This window comes from Candidatus Halobonum tyrrellensis G22 (genome assembly GCF_000495475.1).
Classification (GTDB): Archaea; Halobacteriota; Halobacteria; order Halobacteriales; family Haloferacaceae; genus Halobonum; species Halobonum tyrrellense.
Genome location: NZ_ASGZ01000052.1, coordinates 28,514 through 47,836, shown reverse-complemented (window position 1 = coordinate 47,836; position 19,323 = coordinate 28,514). Strand labels below are relative to the sequence as shown.

Below are 19,323 nucleotides of genomic sequence, written 5' to 3'. Positions count from 1 at the left end.
GGGCGCGGCGGCCCCGGCGAGGTGCAGGGGTGTGGGTTCGCTCGAACGCGCGGGCGCGACTGCCCCGAGGAGGAACGCGACGGGGACGACCGCGACGGAACCAGCCGACGAACGCGTACCCCACGTCGTCGAGCGGGCGCGGCGTCGCTCGCTCGACGGCAGAAGCGGGCAAAGCCGTCTCGTCGGCCGCTCCCGCCCGCGGGGGTACCGCCCGGCCGTCGCCGCCGCTAGTCGTCGCTCGCGGCGGTCGCCTCCGCCTCGTCCGTCTCCTCCGTCTCCGCCTCGTCGCCGGCCGTCCGGCCGTCGTCCTCGGCGGGGAGGCGGCGGTCGGCGCGCGGTCCCTCGACGTCAACCCGGGGGAGGTAGTCGCGGAGGTACTCGCCGGTGTACGAGCCGTCGGTCCGCGCGACGTCCTCGGGCGTACCCGCGGCGACGAGTTCGCCGCCGCCCTCGCCGCCCTCCGGACCCAGGTCGACGACGTGGTCGGCGTTCTTCACCAAGTCGAGTTCGTGTTCGATCACGACCACCGTGTTGCCCTTGTCGGTCAGGCGGTGGAGCACGTCGATCAGTTTCCGCTCGTCCTCCTTGTGGAGCCCCGTGGTCGGTTCGTCGAGCAGGTACAGCGTCTCGCCGCCGTCCTTCTTCCCCAACTCCTCGGCGAGTTTGACCCGCTGGGCCTCCCCGCCCGAGAGCGTGGTCGACGGCTGACCCAGCCGCATGTAGCCGAGCCCCACGTCCCGGAGCAGGCCCAGGCGACGGTTGAGTCCCGAGTGCGACTCGAAGAACTCGTACGCCTCGTCGACGCTCATGTCGAGTACGTCCGCGATGGTCGCGCCCTTGTACGTCACGTCGAGCGTCTCGTCGTTGTAGCGGTCGCCGCCGCACTCCTCGCAGGGGACGTACACGTCCGAGAGGAAGTTCATCTCGATTTTCACGGTGCCCTGCCCGCCGCACTCCTCACACCGGCCGCCCTTGACGTTGAACGAGAAGCGGCCCTTGTCGTACCCCCGCTGGTTCGACAGCTTCGTCTCCGCGAACAGTTCGCGGACGTAGTCGAACACGTCGGTGTACGTCGCGGGGTTCGACCGCGGCGTGCGGCCGATCGGCGACTGGTCGATCAGCCGGACGCCGCCGAGGTGCTCCACCCCCGTGATCGCGTCGTGCTCGCCGGGGTCGACCTCGGTGTTGTCGTTCATCTCGCGGGCGAGTCCCTTGTAGAGCACGTCGTGCATCAGGGTGGACTTGCCCGACCCCGACACGCCGGTGATGGCGGTGAACGTGCCGACGGGGATGTCGACGTCGAGGTCCGCGAGGTTGTGCTGGCGGGCGCCTTCGACCGTGAGCGCCGCCTCCGAGTCGCGGCGCTCGTCGGGCACCGGGATGCCCTTCCGCCCCGCGAGGTAGTCGCCCGTGAGCGAGTCGTCGGCCGCGACGATGTCGTCGAAGTCGCCCTGCGCGACGATCTCGCCGCCGCGCTTGCCCGGGCCGGGACCCATGTCGACGATCGTGTCGGCGCGGCGCATCGTCGCCTCGTCGTGTTCGACCACGATCAGCGTGTTGCCGAGGTCCCGGAGTCCCTCCAGCGTGTCGAGGAGTTTGTCGTTGTCGCGCTGGTGGAGACCGATCGACGGCTCGTCGAGGACGTACAGCACGCCCACCAGCCCGGAGCCGACCTGCGTGGCCAGGCGGATCCGCTGCGACTCGCCGCCCGATAGCGTCGCCGCCTCGCGGTCGAGCGTGAGGTACTCCAGCCCGACCTCCTCCATGAAGCCGAGACGCGCGCGGATCTCCTTGAGGATCTCCTCGGCGATGGTGCGGTCGCGGTCCGTGAGCGCCGACTCCATCCCCTCGAAGTGGACGAGCGCGTCGCCGATGCTCATCCGGTTGACCTCGGTGATCGCCGTGCCCTCGACCAGCACCGACCGCGACTGCGGCTTGAGCCGCGTGCCGTCGCAGGCGGGGCAGGTCGTGGTCGCCATGAAGTCCTCGATGTGCTCGCGCGTGCGGTCGGAGTCCGTCTCGACGTGTCGGCGTTCGAGGTTGGGGATGACCCCCTCGAACCGCTGGGTCTTCCGGCGGACGCCGTTCTTCGTCTGCTGGGTGAACTCCACCTGGCGGTCGGTGCCGTAGAGGAACTGGCGTTTCACGTCGTCGTCCAACTCCTCGAACGGCGTGTTCACGCTCACGTCGAAGTGGTTCGCGACGTTGTCCAGCCGCGTCCGGTAGTACGACCGGTTGTAGCTCCACGGCTCGAACACCGACTTGATCGGCTTCGACTCGTCTTGCACGACGAGGTCCTCGTCGACCTCCTTGGTCGAGCCGATCCCCTCACACTCCGGGCAGGCGCCGTGCGGCGAGTTGAACGAGAAGGAGCGGGTCTCGATCTCCGAGAAGTCGATCCCGCAGTGGGTGCAGGCGAGTTCCTCGGAGAACTCCACGACGACCCGCGAGTCGCCGTCGCCCGCCAGGTCGCCCGTCGAGCGGGCGGTCGTCCCCAGGTCGCCCGCCTCCTCGGGCGGGTCGGGCACGATCAGCTTCATCACGCCGTCGGCCTCCTCGAGCGCCGTCTCCACGGAGTCGGTGATCCGCGAGCGGTCCGCCTCGCGGACCTTGATCCGGTCGACGACCACGTCGACCGTGTGGTCGTAGTTCTCGTCGAGCTCCGGCGCCTCCGACGCGAGGTCGTACTCCTCGCCGTCCACCTCGACGCGGGCGTACCCCTCCGAGCGGAGGTCGGCGAACAGGTCCTCGAACGCGCCCTTCTGGTCGCGGACCACGGGGGCGGCGATCATCGCGCGCGTCCCCTCGGGCAGGTCGAACACCCGGCGGACCATCTGCTGGGCGGACTGCTCGCCCACCTCGCGGCCGCACTCCGGACAGTGGGGCGTCCCGACGCGCGCGTACAGCAGGCGGAGGTAGTCGTGTAGCTCCGTCACCGTCCCCACGGTCGACCGGGGGTTGTTGGCGGCGTTCTTCTGGTCGATGGAGATGGCGGGCGAGAGCCCCTCGACGCTCTCGACCTGCGGTTTGTCCATCTGACCCAGGAAGTTCCGGGCGTACGCCGACAGCGACTCGATGTACCGCCGCTGCCCCTCGGCGTAGATGGTCTCGAACGCGAGCGACGACTTGCCCGACCCCGACAGCCCGGTGACGACCGTGAACTCCTCGCGCGGAATCTCCACGTCGAGGTCCTTCAGGTTGTGTTCCTCCGCCCCCGTCACCCGGACGAACTCCTTCGACACTACAACTCACCCCGCACCCGGTGTCCGTTCCGACTCGCTCCCCGCTCCCGATCGGTCATTACACCGGATCACGCCTCCGAGCCACTTAACGGGCGCGTCATCGGCCGACCGCACTCGCCGGCCGGGCGCTTATGCCGACCCGGCGGTTCCGGTTCGCGCCGCCGTCGCTCCACCGGGCCGGACGGGTCGGGCGACCGAGTCCACGACGGAACGCGGCGCTCGACCCGCGTACGACCGGATATCCGCCCCGATCGTTCGAGCGGAAAGACTCTTAACCGTGGGTATCGTTGTCACGGGTGACGATGCCAGACACGAAGCGCGGGCGCGAACGGCAGGGCCGGAAGAAGCGCGAGCAACTCGAAACCCACCTCGCCGAGCGAGAGGTCGCCACGCTCGACGAGGAGGCCGAACCCGAGTACCCGCCCGCGGAGTCCGAGTCGGACCTCCTCCCCGCGCCGCCGCGCGAGGAGTAGCCGCCCGCCGGACGACAGTCCTTTTTACCGCGCCGTCCCGAAGCCGCTCCGTATGCGAACCCGTGCGACCTACGCGTCCGTCAACGTCGGTGCACAACTCGCCCCCGAGGGGCGCAGCCTGAACCTTGAGTGGGCCGACGACGCCGGCGACCGGACCGACGCCCACGAGTTCGAGGTGGCGACCGCCGACCCCCGCGACGCGTTCCTCGGGGTGCAGGCGTTCGACGTCAGCGAGTACGGCCACGAACTCCTGCTCAACGACGACCCGCTCTCGGGGTTCGACATCCCGCCGGGCGACGGCTGGCAGTACTGGGTCGACTCCGTGACGGGGGCGTCGCTGACGCGGGGCACCAACACGCTGGAAGTCGCCCGCGACACCGACACGCGCGACGCGTTCGCCGTCGGCACCGTCTGGGTCAACTGGAAGGCGCCGGTCGACGAGGAGTGAGGATATAAAACGGGCGCGTACCCCCGGCAGTGACGCCGGGATACTCGTGCGGTGTGAGAACAACTACCAGCGTATAGGGCACTCGTGACCCGCGAATTCTCCGGTCGCGCCGGCGGAGGGGGACGGGAGGGTCCCGGGCAGCTTTCCGAAGATTTATGTAGAACCACAACATCATTTCGAGTGACTATGAGCCAACGGCGTATGCAGGGTCAGCCCATGATCATCATGGGTGACGACTCCCAGCGTGTGAAGGACCGCGACGCGCAGGAATACAACATCTCGGCGGCCCGCGCCGTGGCGGACGCCGTCCGCTCGACGCTCGGGCCGAAAGGGATGGACAAGATGCTCGTCGACTCGATGGGCGACGTCACCATCACCAACGACGGCGTCACCATCCTGACGACGATGGACATCGACAACCCGACGGCCGAGATGATCATCGAGGTCGCCGAGACCCAGGAGGACGAGGCCGGCGACGGGACGACGACGGCCGTCGCCATCGCGGGCGAACTCCTCAAGAACGCCGAGGACCTCATCGAGCAGGAGATCCACCCGTCGGCGATCATTAACGGGTTCCACCTCGCGAGCGAGCAGGCGCGCGAGGCCGTGGACGAGGTCGCCCAGCAGGTCGAACCCGACGACGAGGAGCGGATCAAGAAGGTCGCCGAGACCACGATGACCGGCAAGGGCGCCGAACTCAACAAGGACGTCCTCGCCGACCTGGTCTACCGCGCGGTCCAGCAGGTGTCCGTCGAGGCGGACGACGGCTCGCACGTCGTCGACCTGGCGAACGTGAAGATGGAGACCCAGACGGGCCGCTCGGCCGCCGAGTCCGAACTCCTCCAGGGTGCGGTCATCGACAAGGACCCCGTCCACGACGACATGCCGACGTCGCTCGACGACGCCAACGTCCTGCTGCTCGACGACCCCATCGAGGTCGAGGAGGCCGACGCCGACACCAGCGTCTCCATCGACTCGCCCGACCAACTCCAGAGCTTCCTCGACCAGGAGGAGACCCAGCTCAAGGAGAAGGTCCAGGCGATCAAGGAGACGGGCGCGAACGTCGTCTTCTGTCAGAAGGGCATCGACGACATGGCCCAGCACTTCCTCGCGAAGGAGGGCATCCTCGCGGCCCGCCGCGTGAAGAAGTCCGACCTGGAGTTCCTCAAGAACATCCTCGACGCCGCCATCGTCTCGGACGTCGAGTCGGCGACCGCCGACGACCTCGGGCACGGCACGGTGTCGCGTGACGACGCCGACGAACTGTTCTACGTCGAGGGCGGCGACGACGCCCACGGCGTGACGCTGCTGTTGCGCGGCTCGACCGAGCACGTCGTCGACGAACTCGAACGCGGCGTTCAGGACGCGCTCGACGTGGTCGCCACCACCGTCTCCGACGGCCGCGTGGTCGCGGGCGGCGGCGCCATCGAGGTGGAGGTCGCCTCCCGGCTGCGCGACTACGCCGACTCCGTGAGCGGTCGCGAGCAGTTGGCCGTCGAGGCGTTCGCCGACGCGCTCGAGATCGTACCGCGCACGCTCGCCGCGAACGCGGGTCTCGACTCGATCGACACGCTGGTCGACCTCCGGGCGGCCCACGAGAACGGCGACCAGAACGCGGGTCTCGACGTGTTCTCCGGCGACGTGTCGGACACGTTCGACACCGGCGTGGTCGAACCCGCCCACTCGAAGGAGCAGGCGCTCTCGAGTGCCACCGAGGCCGCGAACCTCGTGCTCAAGATCGACGACATCATCGCCGCGGGCGACCTCTCGACGTCCGGCGGCGACGAGGAGGGCGGCGCGCCCGGCGGCGGCATGGGCGGCATGGGCGGGATGGGTGGCATGGGCGGCGCGATGTGAAGTAGGCCGACGAGCTGTTCACCCCCACCGACGACTGCCGCACCGCCTCCCGACCGAACGCTCGACTTCCCGTTCTTTCGACCCGCTCGACACCACCCGATAGCCGCGGCTCCGTCCGGCGCTCAACAGACCGCGTACGTGACGAACAGGTCGCCGTCCGCCCCGACCTCGGCGTACACGTCGCCGTAACACTGCGAGCTCTCTATCGTCACGGACTGGGTCGCGTTCCGCGCGCTCACGGTCACGGTGAACGCCTCGACGCCGTCGGGGTCGGCCTCCGCGGTGTCGTAGACCGCGCGCTCGCTCCCGGCCGGTACGTCGTACGTCGCCTCGTGGACCGTCCCGTCGGTCGCCTCGCGGACGACCGTCACGCGCATCTCGACGCTGCGGTTCCACCGGTTGGAGAGCGTGACCGGGTGGCTCGGTTCGGGCCGGTCGGCGGCGTGTTCGCTGCCGGGGAACGTCCCGGTCGGCGTCGTCGACGTAACCGACCCGGTGGGCGTGGGTGTCGGAGTCGCGGTCGGCGTGCCCCCGGGCGTGCCGTCGAGACAGCCGGCGGCGAGGACGACGAGCGCGAGTACGACCGCGAGACGCATGCTGGAGGGCGGTGACATCACGACCCGCGACGGAGTCGAACGGCATGGGTCTTCCGGGGGGCGCCGGGAGACGCGCCCGGTCGACCGTCTCGACGCCGCGACCGGTGGCTTTCTAACGGGTCGCGTAAAACTTGCCAGCGAATGGAGACGCTCCTACTCAACAGCGACGCGGTCCACGAGAACGCGGCGATGGGGGAACTCGTGCCGGCGGTCGAGGAGGCGTTCGCGGCGTACGAGCGCGGCGACGCCCAGATGCCGCCGAAGAGCTACGTCGACCTCCCGCAGTACAACGGCGACTTCCGGTCGATGCCCGCCTACCTCGACGCGGGCGAGTGGGACGCCGCGGGCGTCAAGTGGGTCAACGTCCACACCGACAACGAGGCGGAGTACGACCTGCCGACGGTGATGGGGACGATGGTGTACTCCAGCCCGGAGACCGCGTTCCCGCTGGCGATCCTCGACGGGACGGAACTCACGATGAAGCGGACGGGCGCGGCGGCGGCGGTCGCCACCGACCACCTCGCCGTGGCGGACGCTACCTCGCTCGGCATCGTCGGCGCTGGCGTCCAGTCGTACACCCAGTTGGAAGCGATCGCCACGGTTCGAGCGATCGAGGAGGTGGTGGTGTCGGACCTGGACGAGGAGCGCGTCGCGCGGTTCGTCGACGCGTTCGACGACCGGTTCGACGTGCGCGCGGGGTCGATCGCGGAGGCCGCGTCGTGCGACGTGCTCTCGACGGTGACGCCGGTCGAGTCGCCCGTCGTCTCGCGGGCGGACGTGGGCGAACACACCCACATCAACGCGATGGGCGCCGACGCCGAGGGGAAACACGAACTCGCCGACGAGCTACTGCTCGACGCGAAACTCGTGATCGACGACCACGCACAGACCACTCACTCGGGGGAGATCAACGTCCCGTACGCCGCGGGGACGCTGACCGACGACGACATCTACGGGGAGATCGGCGAGATCGTCGTCGGCGACCGCGCGGGCCGGACCGACGACGACGGGGTCACGGTGTTCGACTCGACCGGTCTCGCGATCCAGGACGTCGCGGCCGCACACGTCGTCTACGAACACGCGGACGAACGCGACAACGGCTACCCGTTCGACCTGCTCGGTCTCGGCGACCGGGAGTAGGAGAACGCGACTGCGGGCCGGCGGACGCGTCCGCTCGGGGAGCGGCTCCCTCCCCTCCCGTCCCGTCCGGTTTCGGAAATCGTTCTACAGGTGGTTGCCGGGGGTGAGCGCGTCGACGACCTTGCTGATGAGCCAGACGATCACGATGAACGGCAACAACGGCGCGAACATCACCATCAGTCCGAGGAGGATCGCCCACCCGACCGCGTTCATCCCGGGGTCGTCGTGTCCGCGATAGCCGGGCGTGACGGTCCGGTACACTCGGCTCACCGGTCCCGGGTCGTCGCTGGTCTCGTCGCTCATACCCGTACGGACGCCCGCCGTCACTAAAACCGAACCGGTGTGGGTCCGACTGGCGGCCGGACCCGACGGTCGCCCGGCGCCGGCGGGGTGCGACCGCGGGGGTCGGCCCGAACGACAGTCGGATGGAAAGGTATAGGGGTAAAAGCGGACGATGAACGGACACGAGAATGTCCGAGTCCCCACCCGAGGAGGGATACGACCACGCGGCGGTCGAACGACGCTGGCAGGAGGCGTGGGATGAGACCGACGCGTACCGGACGCCCGACGACGCGACGGACCCGACGTACGTGCTGGGGATGTACCCCTACCCGTCCGGACAGCTCCACATGGGCCACGTCCGCAACTACACGATCACGGACGCGTACGCCCGCTACCGTCGGATGTGCGGCGACAGCGTGCTCCACCCGATGGGGTGGGACGCGTTCGGCCTGCCCGCCGAGAACGCCGCCAAGGAGCGCGACACCAACCCCCGCGACTGGACGCTCGACTGCATCGAGACGATGCGGGGGCAGATGGAGTCGATGGGGTTCGGCTACGACTGGGACCGCGAGGTGACCACCTGCACGCCCGACTACTACAAGTGGAACCAGTGGCTGTTCGAGCGCTTCTCCGAGGAGGGGCTGGTCGAACGGGAGGCCGCCGAGGTCAACTGGTGTCCCAACTGCGAGACGGTACTCGCGGACGAACAGGTCGAGGGCGACGACGAGCGCTGCTGGCGCTGCGGCACGCCGGTCGAACAGCGCGAACTCGACCAGTGGTTCCTGAAGATCACCGAGTACGCCGACGAGTTGGTCGACGGACTCGACGACCTGGAGGGGTGGCCCGACAGCGTCCGGCAGATGCAGCGCAACTGGATCGGCCGGCAGGAGGGCGCGCGCGTGAGCTTCGACGTGTCGGGGCGCGGCGAGGTGGAGGCGTTCACCACCCGCCTCGACACGATTCACGGCGCGACGTTCTTCGCGCTCGCGCCCGACCACCCGATCAGCGAGGAACTGGCCGCGGCGGACGACGACGTGCGGCGGTTCCTCGAGGAGGAGGCGGACCCCGACGGCGACGAACCGAACGGCGTCGCCACCGACCTGACGGCGACGAACCCGGCGACCGGCGAGGAGGTGCCCGTCTTCGTCGCGGACTTCGTGCTCTCGGACGTGGGGACGGGCGCGCTGATGGGCGTGCCCGGCCACGACGACCGCGACCACGCGTTCGCGGAGAAGATGGGGGTCGACATCGTGCCGGTGGTCGCGCCCGCCCCCGCGGACGGGGAGGCCGACGACGGTGAGCCGACCCCGCCCGACGTGAGCGACGCCGCCTACACGGACGACGGCGTCCTGGTCAACAGCGGCGAGTACGACGGGCTGGCGAGCGCCGAGGCGCGCGAGCGGCTGACCGCGGCCATCGACTCCGCCGAGTCGCACGTCCAGTACCGCCTGCGCGACTGGGGCATCTCCAGACAGCGCTACTGGGGGACGCCGATCCCGGTCGTCCACTGCGACGACTGCGGACCCGTCCTCGTCCCGGAGGCGGAACTGCCCGTGGAACTGCCGGAGTTCGTCAACACGACGGGCAACCCGCTGGACGCCGCCGAGGAGTGGAAACGCACCACCTGCCCGGACTGCGGCGGCGAGGCGGTCCGCGAGACGGACACGATGGACACGTTCGTCGACTCCTCGTGGTACTTCCTGCGGTACGTCTCGCCCGACCTGGGCGACGCCCCGTTCGACGTCGACCGGGCGAACGACTGGATGCCCGTCGAGCAGTACGTCGGCGGGATCGAACACGCGGTGATGCACCTGCTGTACGCGCGGTTCGTCACGAAGGTCGTCGCCGACATGGAGATGCTCGAACACCGCGAACCGTTCGAGCGCCTGCTCGCACAGGGGATGGTCCAGTTGGACGGCGAGAAGATGTCGAAGTCGAAGGGGAACGTCGTCTCGCCCCAGCGGATCGTCGACGAGTACGGCGCCGACACCGCGCGGCTGTTCATGATGCAGGCCGCCCAGCCCGAACGCGACTTCGACTGGTCGGAGGAGGGGGTGCGCTCGACCTACCGGTTCCTGACGCGGCTGAAGCGGACGGTCGAGGCGTTCGACGCCGACGCGGCCGACGCGAGCGGGGTCGACCCCGACGACCCGGTCGCGGCGTACGTCGACGGCGAGGTGGACGCCGCCGTCGCCGTCGCCACCGAGGAGTACGACACGCTCACGTTCAACACCGCGCTGCGGGAGGCGCAGGGGCTGGTGAGCACGCTCCGCAACTACCGCGAGCACGCCGACGGGGTGGACGACGCCGTGTTCCGGCGGGGGCTGACGGTCGCGGTCCGCCTGCTGGCGCCGGTCGCCCCGCACCTGTGTGAGACGCTCCACGAGGAACTGGGCGGCGAGGGGTTCGTCGTCGACGCCGACTGGCCGGCGTCGGACGCGGACGTCGAGACGGCCGAGCGGCGGCGGCGGCTGGTCGAGAACACCCGCGGCGACGTGCGCAACATCGTCGACGTGGCGGGGATCGACGAGCCGGAACGGGTCGACGTGGTGGTCGCGCCCGACTGGAAACACCGCGCGCTGGAGATAGCGCTCGACAGCGACGCGCCCAACCTGGTCGGCGAGCTGATGGGTCACGACGAGATCCGCGAACACGGCGACGCGGCCGCCGACTACGGGAAGGACCTTCAGGCCGAGCGGGAGGCGCTGACGCCCGCGCTGTCGCCCGACGCGGAGTACGACGCGCTGACCGCGGCGGCGTGGCTGGTCGAACGCGAGTTCGACGCGCCCGTCCGCGTCCTGCGCGCCGACGAGGCCGACGACAGCGTCGCCCGGAAGGCCGAACCCGGCCGGCCGGCGATCGACATCGCGGAGTAGCGCGGCTCGCCGGTCGCGGCGGTCGGAAAACGCGGTGTTCGAAACGTCGGAACGGTCACCCGCCCGGCCGAGTTCGGCCGACGCGGGTCGACCCGAGGTCGGTTCTACCCTCCCGCGGCTCAGTCGACGTCGATGCGGTGGGCGTCCTCGTCGCCGTCCTCGACGTGGAGTTTGGGGAGGGTGACGGTGAGCACGCCGTTGGTGTACGTCGCGTTCGCGTCCGCCTCGCGGATCTCGGCGGGCAGCGAGACGGTGCGCCGGGCGGACGCGCTGTGGCGCTCGCGGCGGAGGTACGCGCCCTCGTCGCCCTCCTCGCGTTCGGCGGCGTGTTCGGCCGCGATGGTGAGCCGGCCGTCGTCGACGCTCACGTCGAGCTCGTCGGTGTCGTAGCCGGGGAGGTCGGCGACCACGACGAGTTCGTCGTCGTACTCGGCGAGGTCGATGCTGAAGCGGCCGAACCGGCCGCGACCGCCGTTCCAGCCCTGCCCCCAGTTCTCGTCGAAGCCGCGGGTCATGCGGTCGAACATGCGGTTCATGTCGTCGAAGGGAGTCATTCGGGTCATCGGAGTGTTACCGACTACAGAGAGGGCGGCTGAAATATTAAACGTAGCTGGATACGTGATATCCCTGTACACGACAAACTGTTGGGGGTGTTTGTTCAACCAAGAGGAAAGTAGATTAATCACACAACATCTAACTGTGGTAGAAAGTATGCGACGAGACGTCGACTTCGACGAACCGAACCTGAGCAGGCGTGCGTTCGCGGCCGCGGCCGGCGGCGGTGTGCTCGCGGCGGCGAGCGACCCGGCGGCCGCCGCGGAGCTACGCGAGGGGCCCGCGGTCGCCGACACCGACGCCGACCCGGTGTCGGAGGCGTTCACGCCCCGGTCGTGGCTCGCGGTCGGCCCGTTCCAGTACCAGCGCCGCGGGGTGGAGACCGGGTGGCTGTTCCCCGCCGGTGGCGAGGACGCGTTCGCGGCGGGTGAGGGCGACACCGACGCGCCGCTCCAGTCGGCGTTCGCGGCCGGCGCCACGGTCGGCTGGGGCGCGGTCGAGGCGAGCGACGGGTCGGTCCCGCTGGAGTTCTCCGACCGGATCACGCCGACGGAGGGGTTGATGCCGCTGGTCGACGCCGACGGGTTGACCGACGACCTCCAGGACTGGTTCGGCTACGGGGGCGTGGTCTACTCGGCAGGCTACGCCATCACCACGTTCGACTTGGACGCGCCGCGCCGTGCGGTCCTGGAGACGGACGCCACCGCGGCGTGGGTCAACGGGTCGCGGTACGACGAGGCGCCCGCGGGGCTAACCCTCCAGGCGGGGACCAACGTGGTGCTGGTGAAGAACACCGTCACGCTCGGCGCCGGGTCGGTGAGCGTCTCGTTCCGTCCGCCGCGCGCGCCCGTCGAGGTGAACGACCTCGCGCCGTTCCGCGGGACGCCACAGAACGCGGTCCTCCCCGACCTGCGCGCGGGCGAGTCGCTCGACCGGCCCGCCTCCGTCCGGGTGACCAACACGACCGCCGAGGAGCGGGACGTGACCCTCACGTTCGCGCCCGAGAGCGACGGCCTGCTGACGGTGACGACCGAGACGGAACGGCCGCTCGCGCCGTACGAGACGCGCCGGATCGAGACCCGCGTCCGGACCGACGGCCCGGTCGTTCTCGCCGGCGACGGTGACGGCGAGGCGGCCGCGGTCGACGCGGCGTCCCCCGACGCGGGCGGCGAGGGCCCGCCCGGTCTCGCCATGACCTCGACAGCCGTCGGGCCCGACGCGGTCGACGCCGACCGCTCGGGCGGGACGACCGGGGCCGCCGCCGACTTCCCGGTCGCGTCGTCACCGGTGTCGGTGCTCGCGCGGGTCACCGCCGACGGCGTCACGGCCGAGCGGTCGATACCGCTCCGAGTGCGCGCCGAGGAGGAGACGCGATTCCAGACCACGTTCGTCTCCGACGTCGACGGGAGCGTCCAGGAGTTCTCGGTGCGCGAACCGCCGAACCCCGACTCGGAGGGACCGTTCGACCTTGTGGTGGCGCTCCACGGCGCGAACGTCCCCTCGATCAACGGGGTCGGGGCGTACACCCAGCGGGAGAACACGTACTTCGTCGCGCCGGGCGCGCGCGGCCCGGCCAACTACGACCACGAGGACCTCGGCCGGGTCGACGACCTCGATGCGATGGCGGAGATGAAGCGCCGGTACGACATCGACGAGAACGCGGTCTACCTGACGGGGCACTCGATGGGTGGCCACGGGACGTGGCACGTCGGACTCACCAACCCCGACCGGTTCGCGGGGCTGGCGCCCTCCGCGGGATGGACCGACCACGAGACGTACATCGTGGTGCCGTTCGAACGCGACAAACTGTACACCCACCCCCGGCTCAAGTCGCTGGCCGAGACGTCGCTGTACAAGAACCTCGCGCTCCCCAAGACCGAGAACGCCGCCGACGGCACGCTCCCGACGTTCGTGCTCCACGGCGGTCAGGACACCTCCGTCCCGTCGGTCCACCCGCGGACGTACGTCCGAGCGCTCGCCAACCGCGGGCTGACCGTCCGCGGCGAGGTGGGCCGGCGCTACTCGAACCCCGACCCCGACGAGGTGGACGCCGCGCTTCTGGAGGTGCCGGGGCAGGGCCACTGGTGGGACGCCGACATCGGCGAGGGGGCGGACACGGTCAACCATCCCGACCTGATGGAGTTCCTCCTGTCGACGACCCGCGACCCGTACCCCGAACACGTCCACCTCTTCACCACCAACCTCCGGGTCGAACACGCGAAGTACTGGGTGGCGGTCCCCGAGCAGGTCCGGGTGTACGACCCCACGCGCGTCGACGCCCGGGTGACCGACGACGGGGTAGCCATCGAAACCGAGAACGTCGCGGTGCTCGAACTCGACGCGACGGTGTTCGACGAACGCGGCGGGCCGCGGCGAGCGCTCGTCGACGGCGAGTCGGTGTCGCTGCCCGACGGCGACACGGTCTACCTCGACTTCCGGGACGACGCGACGCGGGCGACCGCAAGCGACCCCACAACCGCCGCGAAGGGTCCCGACCAGTACGGCCCCCTGAAGGAGGTCCACCAGGACCGCTACCTGCTGGTGTACGGTACCGCCGGGAGCGACGCGGAGACCGAGGCCGCGCGCGACCTGGCCAACCTCCGCTCGGGGCGTCTGGTCTCGCGCGCCCGCGCCCCGGCGACGGTCGTCCCCGACACCGCGGTCACCGAGGCGGACGCGGCGAGCAACCACCTCGTGCTGTTCGGCCGGCCGGAGACCAACAGCCTGCTCGCGGAGTACGCCGACGACCTCCCCGTGGCGGTCGGCGACGGGGAGGTGACCGTCGGCGGCGAGACGTACGAGGGCGACCTGGGTGTCTCGTTCGTCGCGCCCAACCCCGAGTCGGACCGCCTGGTCCAAGTCGAGAGCGGCACCAGCGCCGACGGTCTTCGGCTGACGGGCGCGCGCGACTGGACGCCGACCCAGACGCCGACCGCCGACTACCTGGTCTTCGACGACCGGGTCCGGGTCGAGGGGTGGAACGCGATGCTCGCGGCCGGCTTCTTCGATAAGTCGTGGGAGCACGACCCGACGCTCGGGTTCGCTCGGCGGCTGACCGGGTCGGGCGGCGAGACGGGCGACGGCGGCGACGCGCCCGGCGACGGGGGGGACGGGGTCACTCACTACCAGGTGGACTTCGTCGCCGGCCAACCCATCGAGAACCTCGGCGAGGAGGGGCTGTACGCCGACCAGGACCGCCTGATGCGGTTCGCGTTCGGGTCGGCCGACGAGGGCATTACGGAGAAGGACACCGCGTGGCCGAGCGCGGAGATACGGGACTGCGTCGACTACGGTCACATCGTCGAGGACGACGGCACGGCGAGCGTCACGTTCACCGTCGCCGACGACTGCGAGGCGGTGACGCTGTCGCTCGTCGCCTACTCCATGCCCGGCGACGAGTTCTCGACGGACACCGCCAACGACCAGGAACTGCTCGAAGCCGCCACCGGAACCTACGGTCCCGGCGAACACACCATCACGGTCACGCTCCCCGCGCCGGGGAGCGACTGAGCGGGCCGACGCGCGGAGCGGACCCGCCGACCGCCCGGGTCGCCGTCCGCGCTCCCCGTTTCGGACCTACTCCACGTCGATCCGGGTCCCGCCCCCGCCGGTCCGCTCTTTGGGGAGCGTGACCGTGAGGACGCCGCGCTCGTACTCGGCGCTCGCCGCCTCGCCGCGGACGTCGACCGGGAGGCGGAGGCGGCGGCTCGTCCCTCGCCGGGAGCGCTCGCGGCGGTGGTAGCGCGCGCCGGGTTCGTCGGCGGCGGCCGACGACTCGGACTCCTCGCGGTCGGCGGTCACGACGAGTTCGCGGTCGTCGACGGTGACGGTGATGTCGTCGAGGTCGAACCCCGGCAGGTCGAGGGTCACGACCAGCGAGTCGTCGGTCTCCGCCACGTCCGCGCCGGGACGGCCGGCGGCGCCGCCGCCCCCCTCCATCTGGCGTCCGAGTTCCTCCAGTTCGCGGTTCATCCGGTCGAACAGGGCCTCGACGTCTTCGAACGGATTCCGTCGGGACATACCCGACCCTGCGTGGCCCGCCGGCTTGAATTTGTCGTGCGTCCGACGACGGGATGCGCCCGGCCGCCCGGACGCGCGGTCAGCGGGTCGACCGTCGGCGTCCGGCCCCGCACGCGGGCGGCTCAGTCGACGACGTGGTCGGTGTCGTACGACCCGAGCACGCGGACCCAGCCGTTGGCGGCGAGCGCTTCGAGGTCGTCGACCGCGGCGCGCGCGCGGTCCTCGTACATCCCCGCCTCGAAGTCGAAGTGGAACAGGTAGTCGCCCAGGCGCTCGCCGCTGGGGCGCGACTCGATGCGCGTGAGGTTGATGTCGCGTTCGGCGAACGCCTCGAGGAGTTCGAGCAGGAGCCCCGGGTAGTTGGCGCCGGGGTAGACGACGACGGACGTCTTCCCGCCCGCGTCGGACCGCTCGTCGGCGGGCGCGACCACGAGGAAGCGCGTCGCGTTCGAGTCGCGGTCCTGGATGTCCTCGGCGAGCACCCGCAGCGACACGCCCGACCCCGACGCGGGCTCGGCGTTCGACGGGTGCCCGATCGCGGCCACGGAGGGGTCCTCGCGGGCGCGTTCGACCCCGCGGGCGGTCGAGGCGACCGCCTCGCGGGTGACGCCGGGGTGTTCGCGTTCGAGGTAGTCGCGGCACTGCGCGAGCGCCTGCGAGTGGGAGGCGACCACGGAGAACTCCCCCGACTGCGCGAGTAGCGCGTGTCGGATCGGCGTGACGATCTCGCGGACGACGGCCACGTCGCCGTCGGTGAGCGCGTCGAGGCTCTCGGTGACGCTGCCTTCGATGCTGTTCTCGACCGGGACGACTCCGCGCTCGCACTCCCCGTCGACGACCGCGCCGACGATCGCCGTGACCGACTCCCGGAAGGCGACGTCGTCGGCGACGGCGCGCGCCGCGCGGTGGGAGTAGGTCCCGGCGGGTCCGAGGGTGACGACCTGCATGCCCCCGCGTGTGCAACGGCTCCGGATAAGCCCATCGGGTGCGGCCGCGCCCGCGGAGGGAACCGGGACGGTCGAGCGCGCGCGACGACGACCCGGGAGGGGCGCCGACTACCGCTCGGCGCAGTACTCCACGAAGTTCCGGAGGATGCGGAGACCGGTCTCGCCCGACTTCTCGGGGTGGAACTGGGTGCCCATCACGTTCCCCGCCTCGGTGGCGACCACCGCGGGGAAGCGCTCGCCGTACTCCGTCGACGCGACCACCGCGTCGCCGTCGTCGGGGACGGCGTAGTACGAGTGGACGAAGTAGGCGTGTTCGCCGTCGACGCCGTCGACCAGCGGGTGGTCGCGCTCGACGTCGAGTTCGTTCCACCCCATGTGGGGCACCTTCCGGTCGGTGGAGAAGCGAACGTTCCGCCCCGGCACCAGGTCCAGCCCCTCGACGTCGCCCTGACCGGCGCGTTCGGCCTCCTCGCTCGTCGTCAGGAGCATCTGCATGCCGAGACAGATGCCGAACAGCGGGCGACCCGCCTCGGCGTGGTCGACCAGCGCCTCCCGGTAGGGGCCGGCGTTCTCCATCCCCTCGCGGAACGCGCCGACGCCCGGGAGGACGACCCCGTCGGCGTCGGCGAACGCGTCGGGGTCGTCGGTGACGGTCACCGACGCGCCCGCGCGTTCGAGTCCGCGGGTCGCGCTCCGGAGGTTGCCCAGCCCGTAGTCGACCACGACCACGTCCGCCAGGCGCTCCTCGCTCCCCGTCTCGGTTCGGGCCTCGCTCATGGGTCGGGGTTACCGCCGCGGGTACAAGTAGCGACCGCTCGGGGAGACACCTGCTCCCGCCCCCGCTCAGAAGCGCGCGCGCAACTCCCCGCGCAGGTCGTCGAGGTCCATCCCCTTCGCGGCGTACAGCACGAGCAGGTGGTAGACCAGGTCGGCGCTCTCGGCGGCGAGTTCCTCGCGGTCGTCGTCCTTCGCCGCGAGGATGGTCTCGGTTGTCTCCTCGCCGAGCTTCTCCAACACCGCGTTCTCCCCCTTCTCGTGGGTGAACAGCGACGCGGTGTACGAGTCGTCGGGCAGCGTCTCCCGGCGGTCCTCGATGGTGGCGAACAGGTCGTCGAGCACGCGGTCGGCGTCGTCCGCGTCCGCGTCGTCGCTCGTGCCCGCGTCGGCGGGGTCGCTCACTCGTCCGCCTCCGCCGTCGGCTCCCCGTCGGCCGCGGCCCCCTCGTCGACGGCCCGCTCGCCGCCGTCGCCCGCGTCGGCGTACGCCTGCCGGAAGAACGCGAGGTCGTGGACCCGCGAGTCGTCGGTGAGTTCGGGGTGAAAGGAGGTGGCGACCACGGGACCCCGCTTGACCGCGACGGGGTCGCCCTCCCAGCGGGCGAGCACCTCGACGCCGTCGCCCACCTCGTCGATGACGGGCGCGCGGATGAACACGGCGGGGAACGGCTCGTCGAGCCCCGTCACGTCGAGCGGCGCCTCGAACGAGTCGGTCTGCCGGCCGAACGCGTTGCGGTCGACGCTCACGTCGAGGACGCCCAGCGTCTGCACGCGGTCGTCCTTCGCGTCCGTCGACGCGACGATCAGCCCCGCGCAGGTGGCGAGGACGGGTTTGCCCGCGTCGACGTGCGCGCGGACCTCCTCGTCGATACCCTCCTCGGCGAGGAGCCGGGAGATGGTCGTCGACTCCCCGCCCGGCATCAGGAGGACGTCGCAGTCGGGGACCACGCCCGCCTCGCGGACGGTCACGACCTCGGCGTCGACGCCGTGGCTCGCGGCCGCGTTCCGGATCGCCTCGGCGTGCTCGGAGACGTCGCCTTGGACGGCGATGACGCCCGCTCTCATGGACACACGTGGGGGAGGCCGTCGTGAAAAGCTGTCGCTGTCGGCCGTCGAGTCCGGTCGGTACGAACGCGGAACCGGGGTCGGAGTCGTCGGCCCGCGGTCGGTCCGGTCCGACGCTACACCATGAACCGCAGGAGCATCACGAGGACGCCGAAGAGGACGCCGAACGCGACGACCGTCTTCGGGTCGATCCGTACCGCGTTCCGGTCCTCGGCGTCGAAGTAGCGGACCAGCCCCGCACTCGACATCAGCCCCCCGCTGTTTTGGCCGCTGCTCATGCGCGAACCGTCGGCGTACGTCCGCGTAAGCTTTTCGCCTCGCCTCCCGGACGCGGCCGCGTTCCCGGGGCGTCCTCCCGAGTGAGTAACCCTTATGCGCGGCGCGGGGCAAGTCGGGGTCGGAATGACCGTTCGATTGAAGGACTTCTACGCGGACTGGTGCGGGCCGTGCAAGACGCAGGACCCCATCCTCGAAGAACTCGAATCCGACTACCCGGACGTCAACTTCGAGAAGGTCGACGTCGAGAGCGAACAGGAGGTGGCGAACCAGTACCAGGTTCGCTCGCTCCCCACCCTCATCGTCGAGAACGACGACGGCGTCGTCGACCGGTTCGTCGGCGTGACCCAGCGCGAGGACCTCGAAGCCGCCCTCGCCGACGCCGGCGCGTAGTCGGGTTCCCACCGCTCCGCCCCGTTCCTCCGCCGACCGCCCGCCGAGCGGCCGCGCCGGCCCGCCGCGTGCGGTTCGACTCCCGCCGCACACCACCGAACTCCCGCCGCACACCACCCGACTCCCGCCGCGCGCCGTCCCGTCCGACTCGCAACGGTTAACACGGCTCCGGCCGCTCGGGGTATGTATGGCGAGTTTCGAAGCGGCCGAGGACCGCATCCTCAACAAGATGATCTGCATGCGGTGTAACGCCCGTAACTCCCCGCGCGCCGACAGCTGTCGGAAGTGCGGCTACTCGCGGCTCCGCCCCAAGGCGAAGGAACCGCGGACCGCGTGAGGCCGGTCGGCGGCCGGGCCGTCGCGGCGCTTCCGTAGAC

The 19,323-nt window shown here is 70.6% G+C and carries 18 protein-coding genes; 8 read left to right on the top strand and 10 right to left on the bottom strand.

What is annotated here, in order from left to right:
• Positions 1 to 227 precede the first annotated feature (227 nt).
• Positions 228 to 3,242 (bottom strand): excinuclease ABC subunit UvrA, encoded by a 3,015-nt coding sequence (gene uvrA, locus K933_RS12750; protein WP_023395150.1) that lies wholly within the window; start codon positions 3,240 to 3,242, stop codon positions 228 to 230.
• A gap of 302 nt (positions 3,243 to 3,544) precedes the next feature.
• On the opposite strand from uvrA, the gene K933_RS18790 reads away from it, so the two are divergent.
• From K933_RS18790 to thsB, 3 genes are all read left to right on the top strand, one after another.
• Positions 3,545 to 3,715, top strand: a complete 171-nt coding sequence (locus K933_RS18790) for a hypothetical protein (protein ID WP_200862325.1) — start codon at positions 3,545 to 3,547, stop codon at positions 3,713 to 3,715.
• A 52-nt stretch (positions 3,716 to 3,767) separates the two neighbouring features.
• Positions 3,768 to 4,163 (top strand): DUF7383 domain-containing protein, encoded by a 396-nt coding sequence (locus K933_RS12745; RefSeq protein ID WP_023395149.1) that lies wholly within the window; start codon positions 3,768 to 3,770, stop codon positions 4,161 to 4,163.
• A gap of 186 nt (positions 4,164 to 4,349) precedes the next feature.
• Positions 4,350 to 6,020 (top strand): thermosome subunit beta, encoded by a 1,671-nt coding sequence (gene thsB / locus K933_RS12740; protein ID WP_080509279.1) that lies wholly within the window; start codon positions 4,350 to 4,352, stop codon positions 6,018 to 6,020.
• A 122-nt stretch (positions 6,021 to 6,142) separates the two neighbouring features.
• Here thsB and K933_RS12735 read toward each other — a convergent pair whose 3' ends face one another.
• On the bottom strand, positions 6,143 to 6,634 hold the full coding sequence (locus K933_RS12735) for a hypothetical protein (RefSeq protein WP_152529829.1): 492 nt from the start codon (positions 6,632 to 6,634) through the stop codon (positions 6,143 to 6,145).
• Between the two features lie 123 nt (positions 6,635 to 6,757).
• On the opposite strand from K933_RS12735, the gene K933_RS12730 reads away from it, so the two are divergent.
• Positions 6,758 to 7,756, top strand: coding sequence for an ornithine cyclodeaminase family protein (locus tag K933_RS12730; protein ID WP_023395146.1), 999 nt, complete (start codon positions 6,758 to 6,760; stop codon positions 7,754 to 7,756).
• 84 nt (positions 7,757 to 7,840) lie between these two features.
• Here K933_RS12730 and K933_RS12725 read toward each other — a convergent pair whose 3' ends face one another.
• Positions 7,841 to 8,059, bottom strand: coding sequence for a DUF7535 family protein (locus K933_RS12725; protein WP_023395145.1), 219 nt, complete (start codon positions 8,057 to 8,059; stop codon positions 7,841 to 7,843).
• A gap of 167 nt (positions 8,060 to 8,226) precedes the next feature.
• On the opposite strand from K933_RS12725, the gene leuS reads away from it, so the two are divergent.
• Positions 8,227 to 10,914 carry a leucine--tRNA ligase gene (leuS, locus tag K933_RS12720; protein WP_023395144.1) on the top strand — a complete coding sequence of 896 codons (2,688 nt, stop codon included), beginning with the start codon at positions 8,227 to 8,229 and terminating at the stop codon, positions 10,912 to 10,914.
• Positions 10,915 to 11,033: 119 nt separating this feature from the next.
• Here leuS and K933_RS12715 read toward each other — a convergent pair whose 3' ends face one another.
• Positions 11,034 to 11,477, bottom strand: a complete 444-nt coding sequence (locus tag K933_RS12715; RefSeq protein WP_049947854.1) for an Hsp20/alpha crystallin family protein — start codon at positions 11,475 to 11,477, stop codon at positions 11,034 to 11,036.
• 148 nt (positions 11,478 to 11,625) lie between these two features.
• Between K933_RS12715 and K933_RS12710 the strand changes: the two genes are divergently transcribed.
• The gene (locus K933_RS12710; RefSeq protein ID WP_023395142.1) at positions 11,626 to 14,979 is read left to right on the top strand and encodes a prolyl oligopeptidase family serine peptidase; all 3,354 of its coding nucleotides are present in this window, start codon (positions 11,626 to 11,628) and stop codon (positions 14,977 to 14,979) included.
• Between the two features lie 66 nt (positions 14,980 to 15,045).
• Here K933_RS12710 and K933_RS12705 read toward each other — a convergent pair whose 3' ends face one another.
• The 6 genes from K933_RS12705 to K933_RS12680 form a co-directional block, all read right to left on the bottom strand.
• Positions 15,046 to 15,489, bottom strand: coding sequence for an Hsp20/alpha crystallin family protein (locus tag K933_RS12705; RefSeq protein ID WP_023395141.1), 444 nt, complete (start codon positions 15,487 to 15,489; stop codon positions 15,046 to 15,048).
• A 122-nt stretch (positions 15,490 to 15,611) separates the two neighbouring features.
• Complete coding sequence (gene pheA / locus K933_RS12700; protein WP_023395140.1) at positions 15,612 to 16,436, bottom strand: prephenate dehydratase; 825 nt, start codon at positions 16,434 to 16,436, stop codon at positions 15,612 to 15,614.
• Between the two features lie 108 nt (positions 16,437 to 16,544).
• Positions 16,545 to 17,213 carry an imidazole glycerol phosphate synthase subunit HisH gene (hisH, locus tag K933_RS12695; RefSeq protein ID WP_023395139.1) on the bottom strand — a complete coding sequence of 223 codons (669 nt, stop codon included), beginning with the start codon at positions 17,211 to 17,213 and terminating at the stop codon, positions 16,545 to 16,547.
• 66 nt (positions 17,214 to 17,279) lie between these two features.
• The gene (gene hisE / locus K933_RS12690) at positions 17,280 to 17,615 is read right to left on the bottom strand and encodes a phosphoribosyl-ATP diphosphatase (protein WP_023395138.1); all 336 of its coding nucleotides are present in this window, start codon (positions 17,613 to 17,615) and stop codon (positions 17,280 to 17,282) included.
• Complete coding sequence (pdxT, locus tag K933_RS12685) at positions 17,612 to 18,277, bottom strand: pyridoxal 5'-phosphate synthase glutaminase subunit PdxT (protein ID WP_023395137.1); 666 nt, start codon at positions 18,275 to 18,277, stop codon at positions 17,612 to 17,614. Before pdxT ends, hisE begins: the two co-directional genes overlap by 4 nt.
• A gap of 116 nt (positions 18,278 to 18,393) precedes the next feature.
• Positions 18,394 to 18,555, bottom strand: a complete 162-nt coding sequence (locus K933_RS12680) for a preprotein translocase subunit Sec61beta (protein ID WP_023395136.1) — start codon at positions 18,553 to 18,555, stop codon at positions 18,394 to 18,396.
• 124 nt (positions 18,556 to 18,679) lie between these two features.
• Here K933_RS12680 and K933_RS12675 point away from each other — a divergent pair, with 124 nt between their 5' ends.
• Both K933_RS12675 and K933_RS12670 read left to right on the top strand, forming a co-directional pair.
• Positions 18,680 to 18,946 carry a thioredoxin family protein gene (locus tag K933_RS12675; protein WP_023395135.1) on the top strand — a complete coding sequence of 89 codons (267 nt, stop codon included), beginning with the start codon at positions 18,680 to 18,682 and terminating at the stop codon, positions 18,944 to 18,946.
• A 187-nt stretch (positions 18,947 to 19,133) separates the two neighbouring features.
• Positions 19,134 to 19,283: a 50S ribosomal protein L40e gene (locus K933_RS12670; protein ID WP_023395134.1), complete on the top strand. Its 150-nt coding sequence runs from the start codon at positions 19,134 to 19,136 to the stop codon at positions 19,281 to 19,283.
• Positions 19,284 to 19,323: the final 40 nt, after the last annotated feature.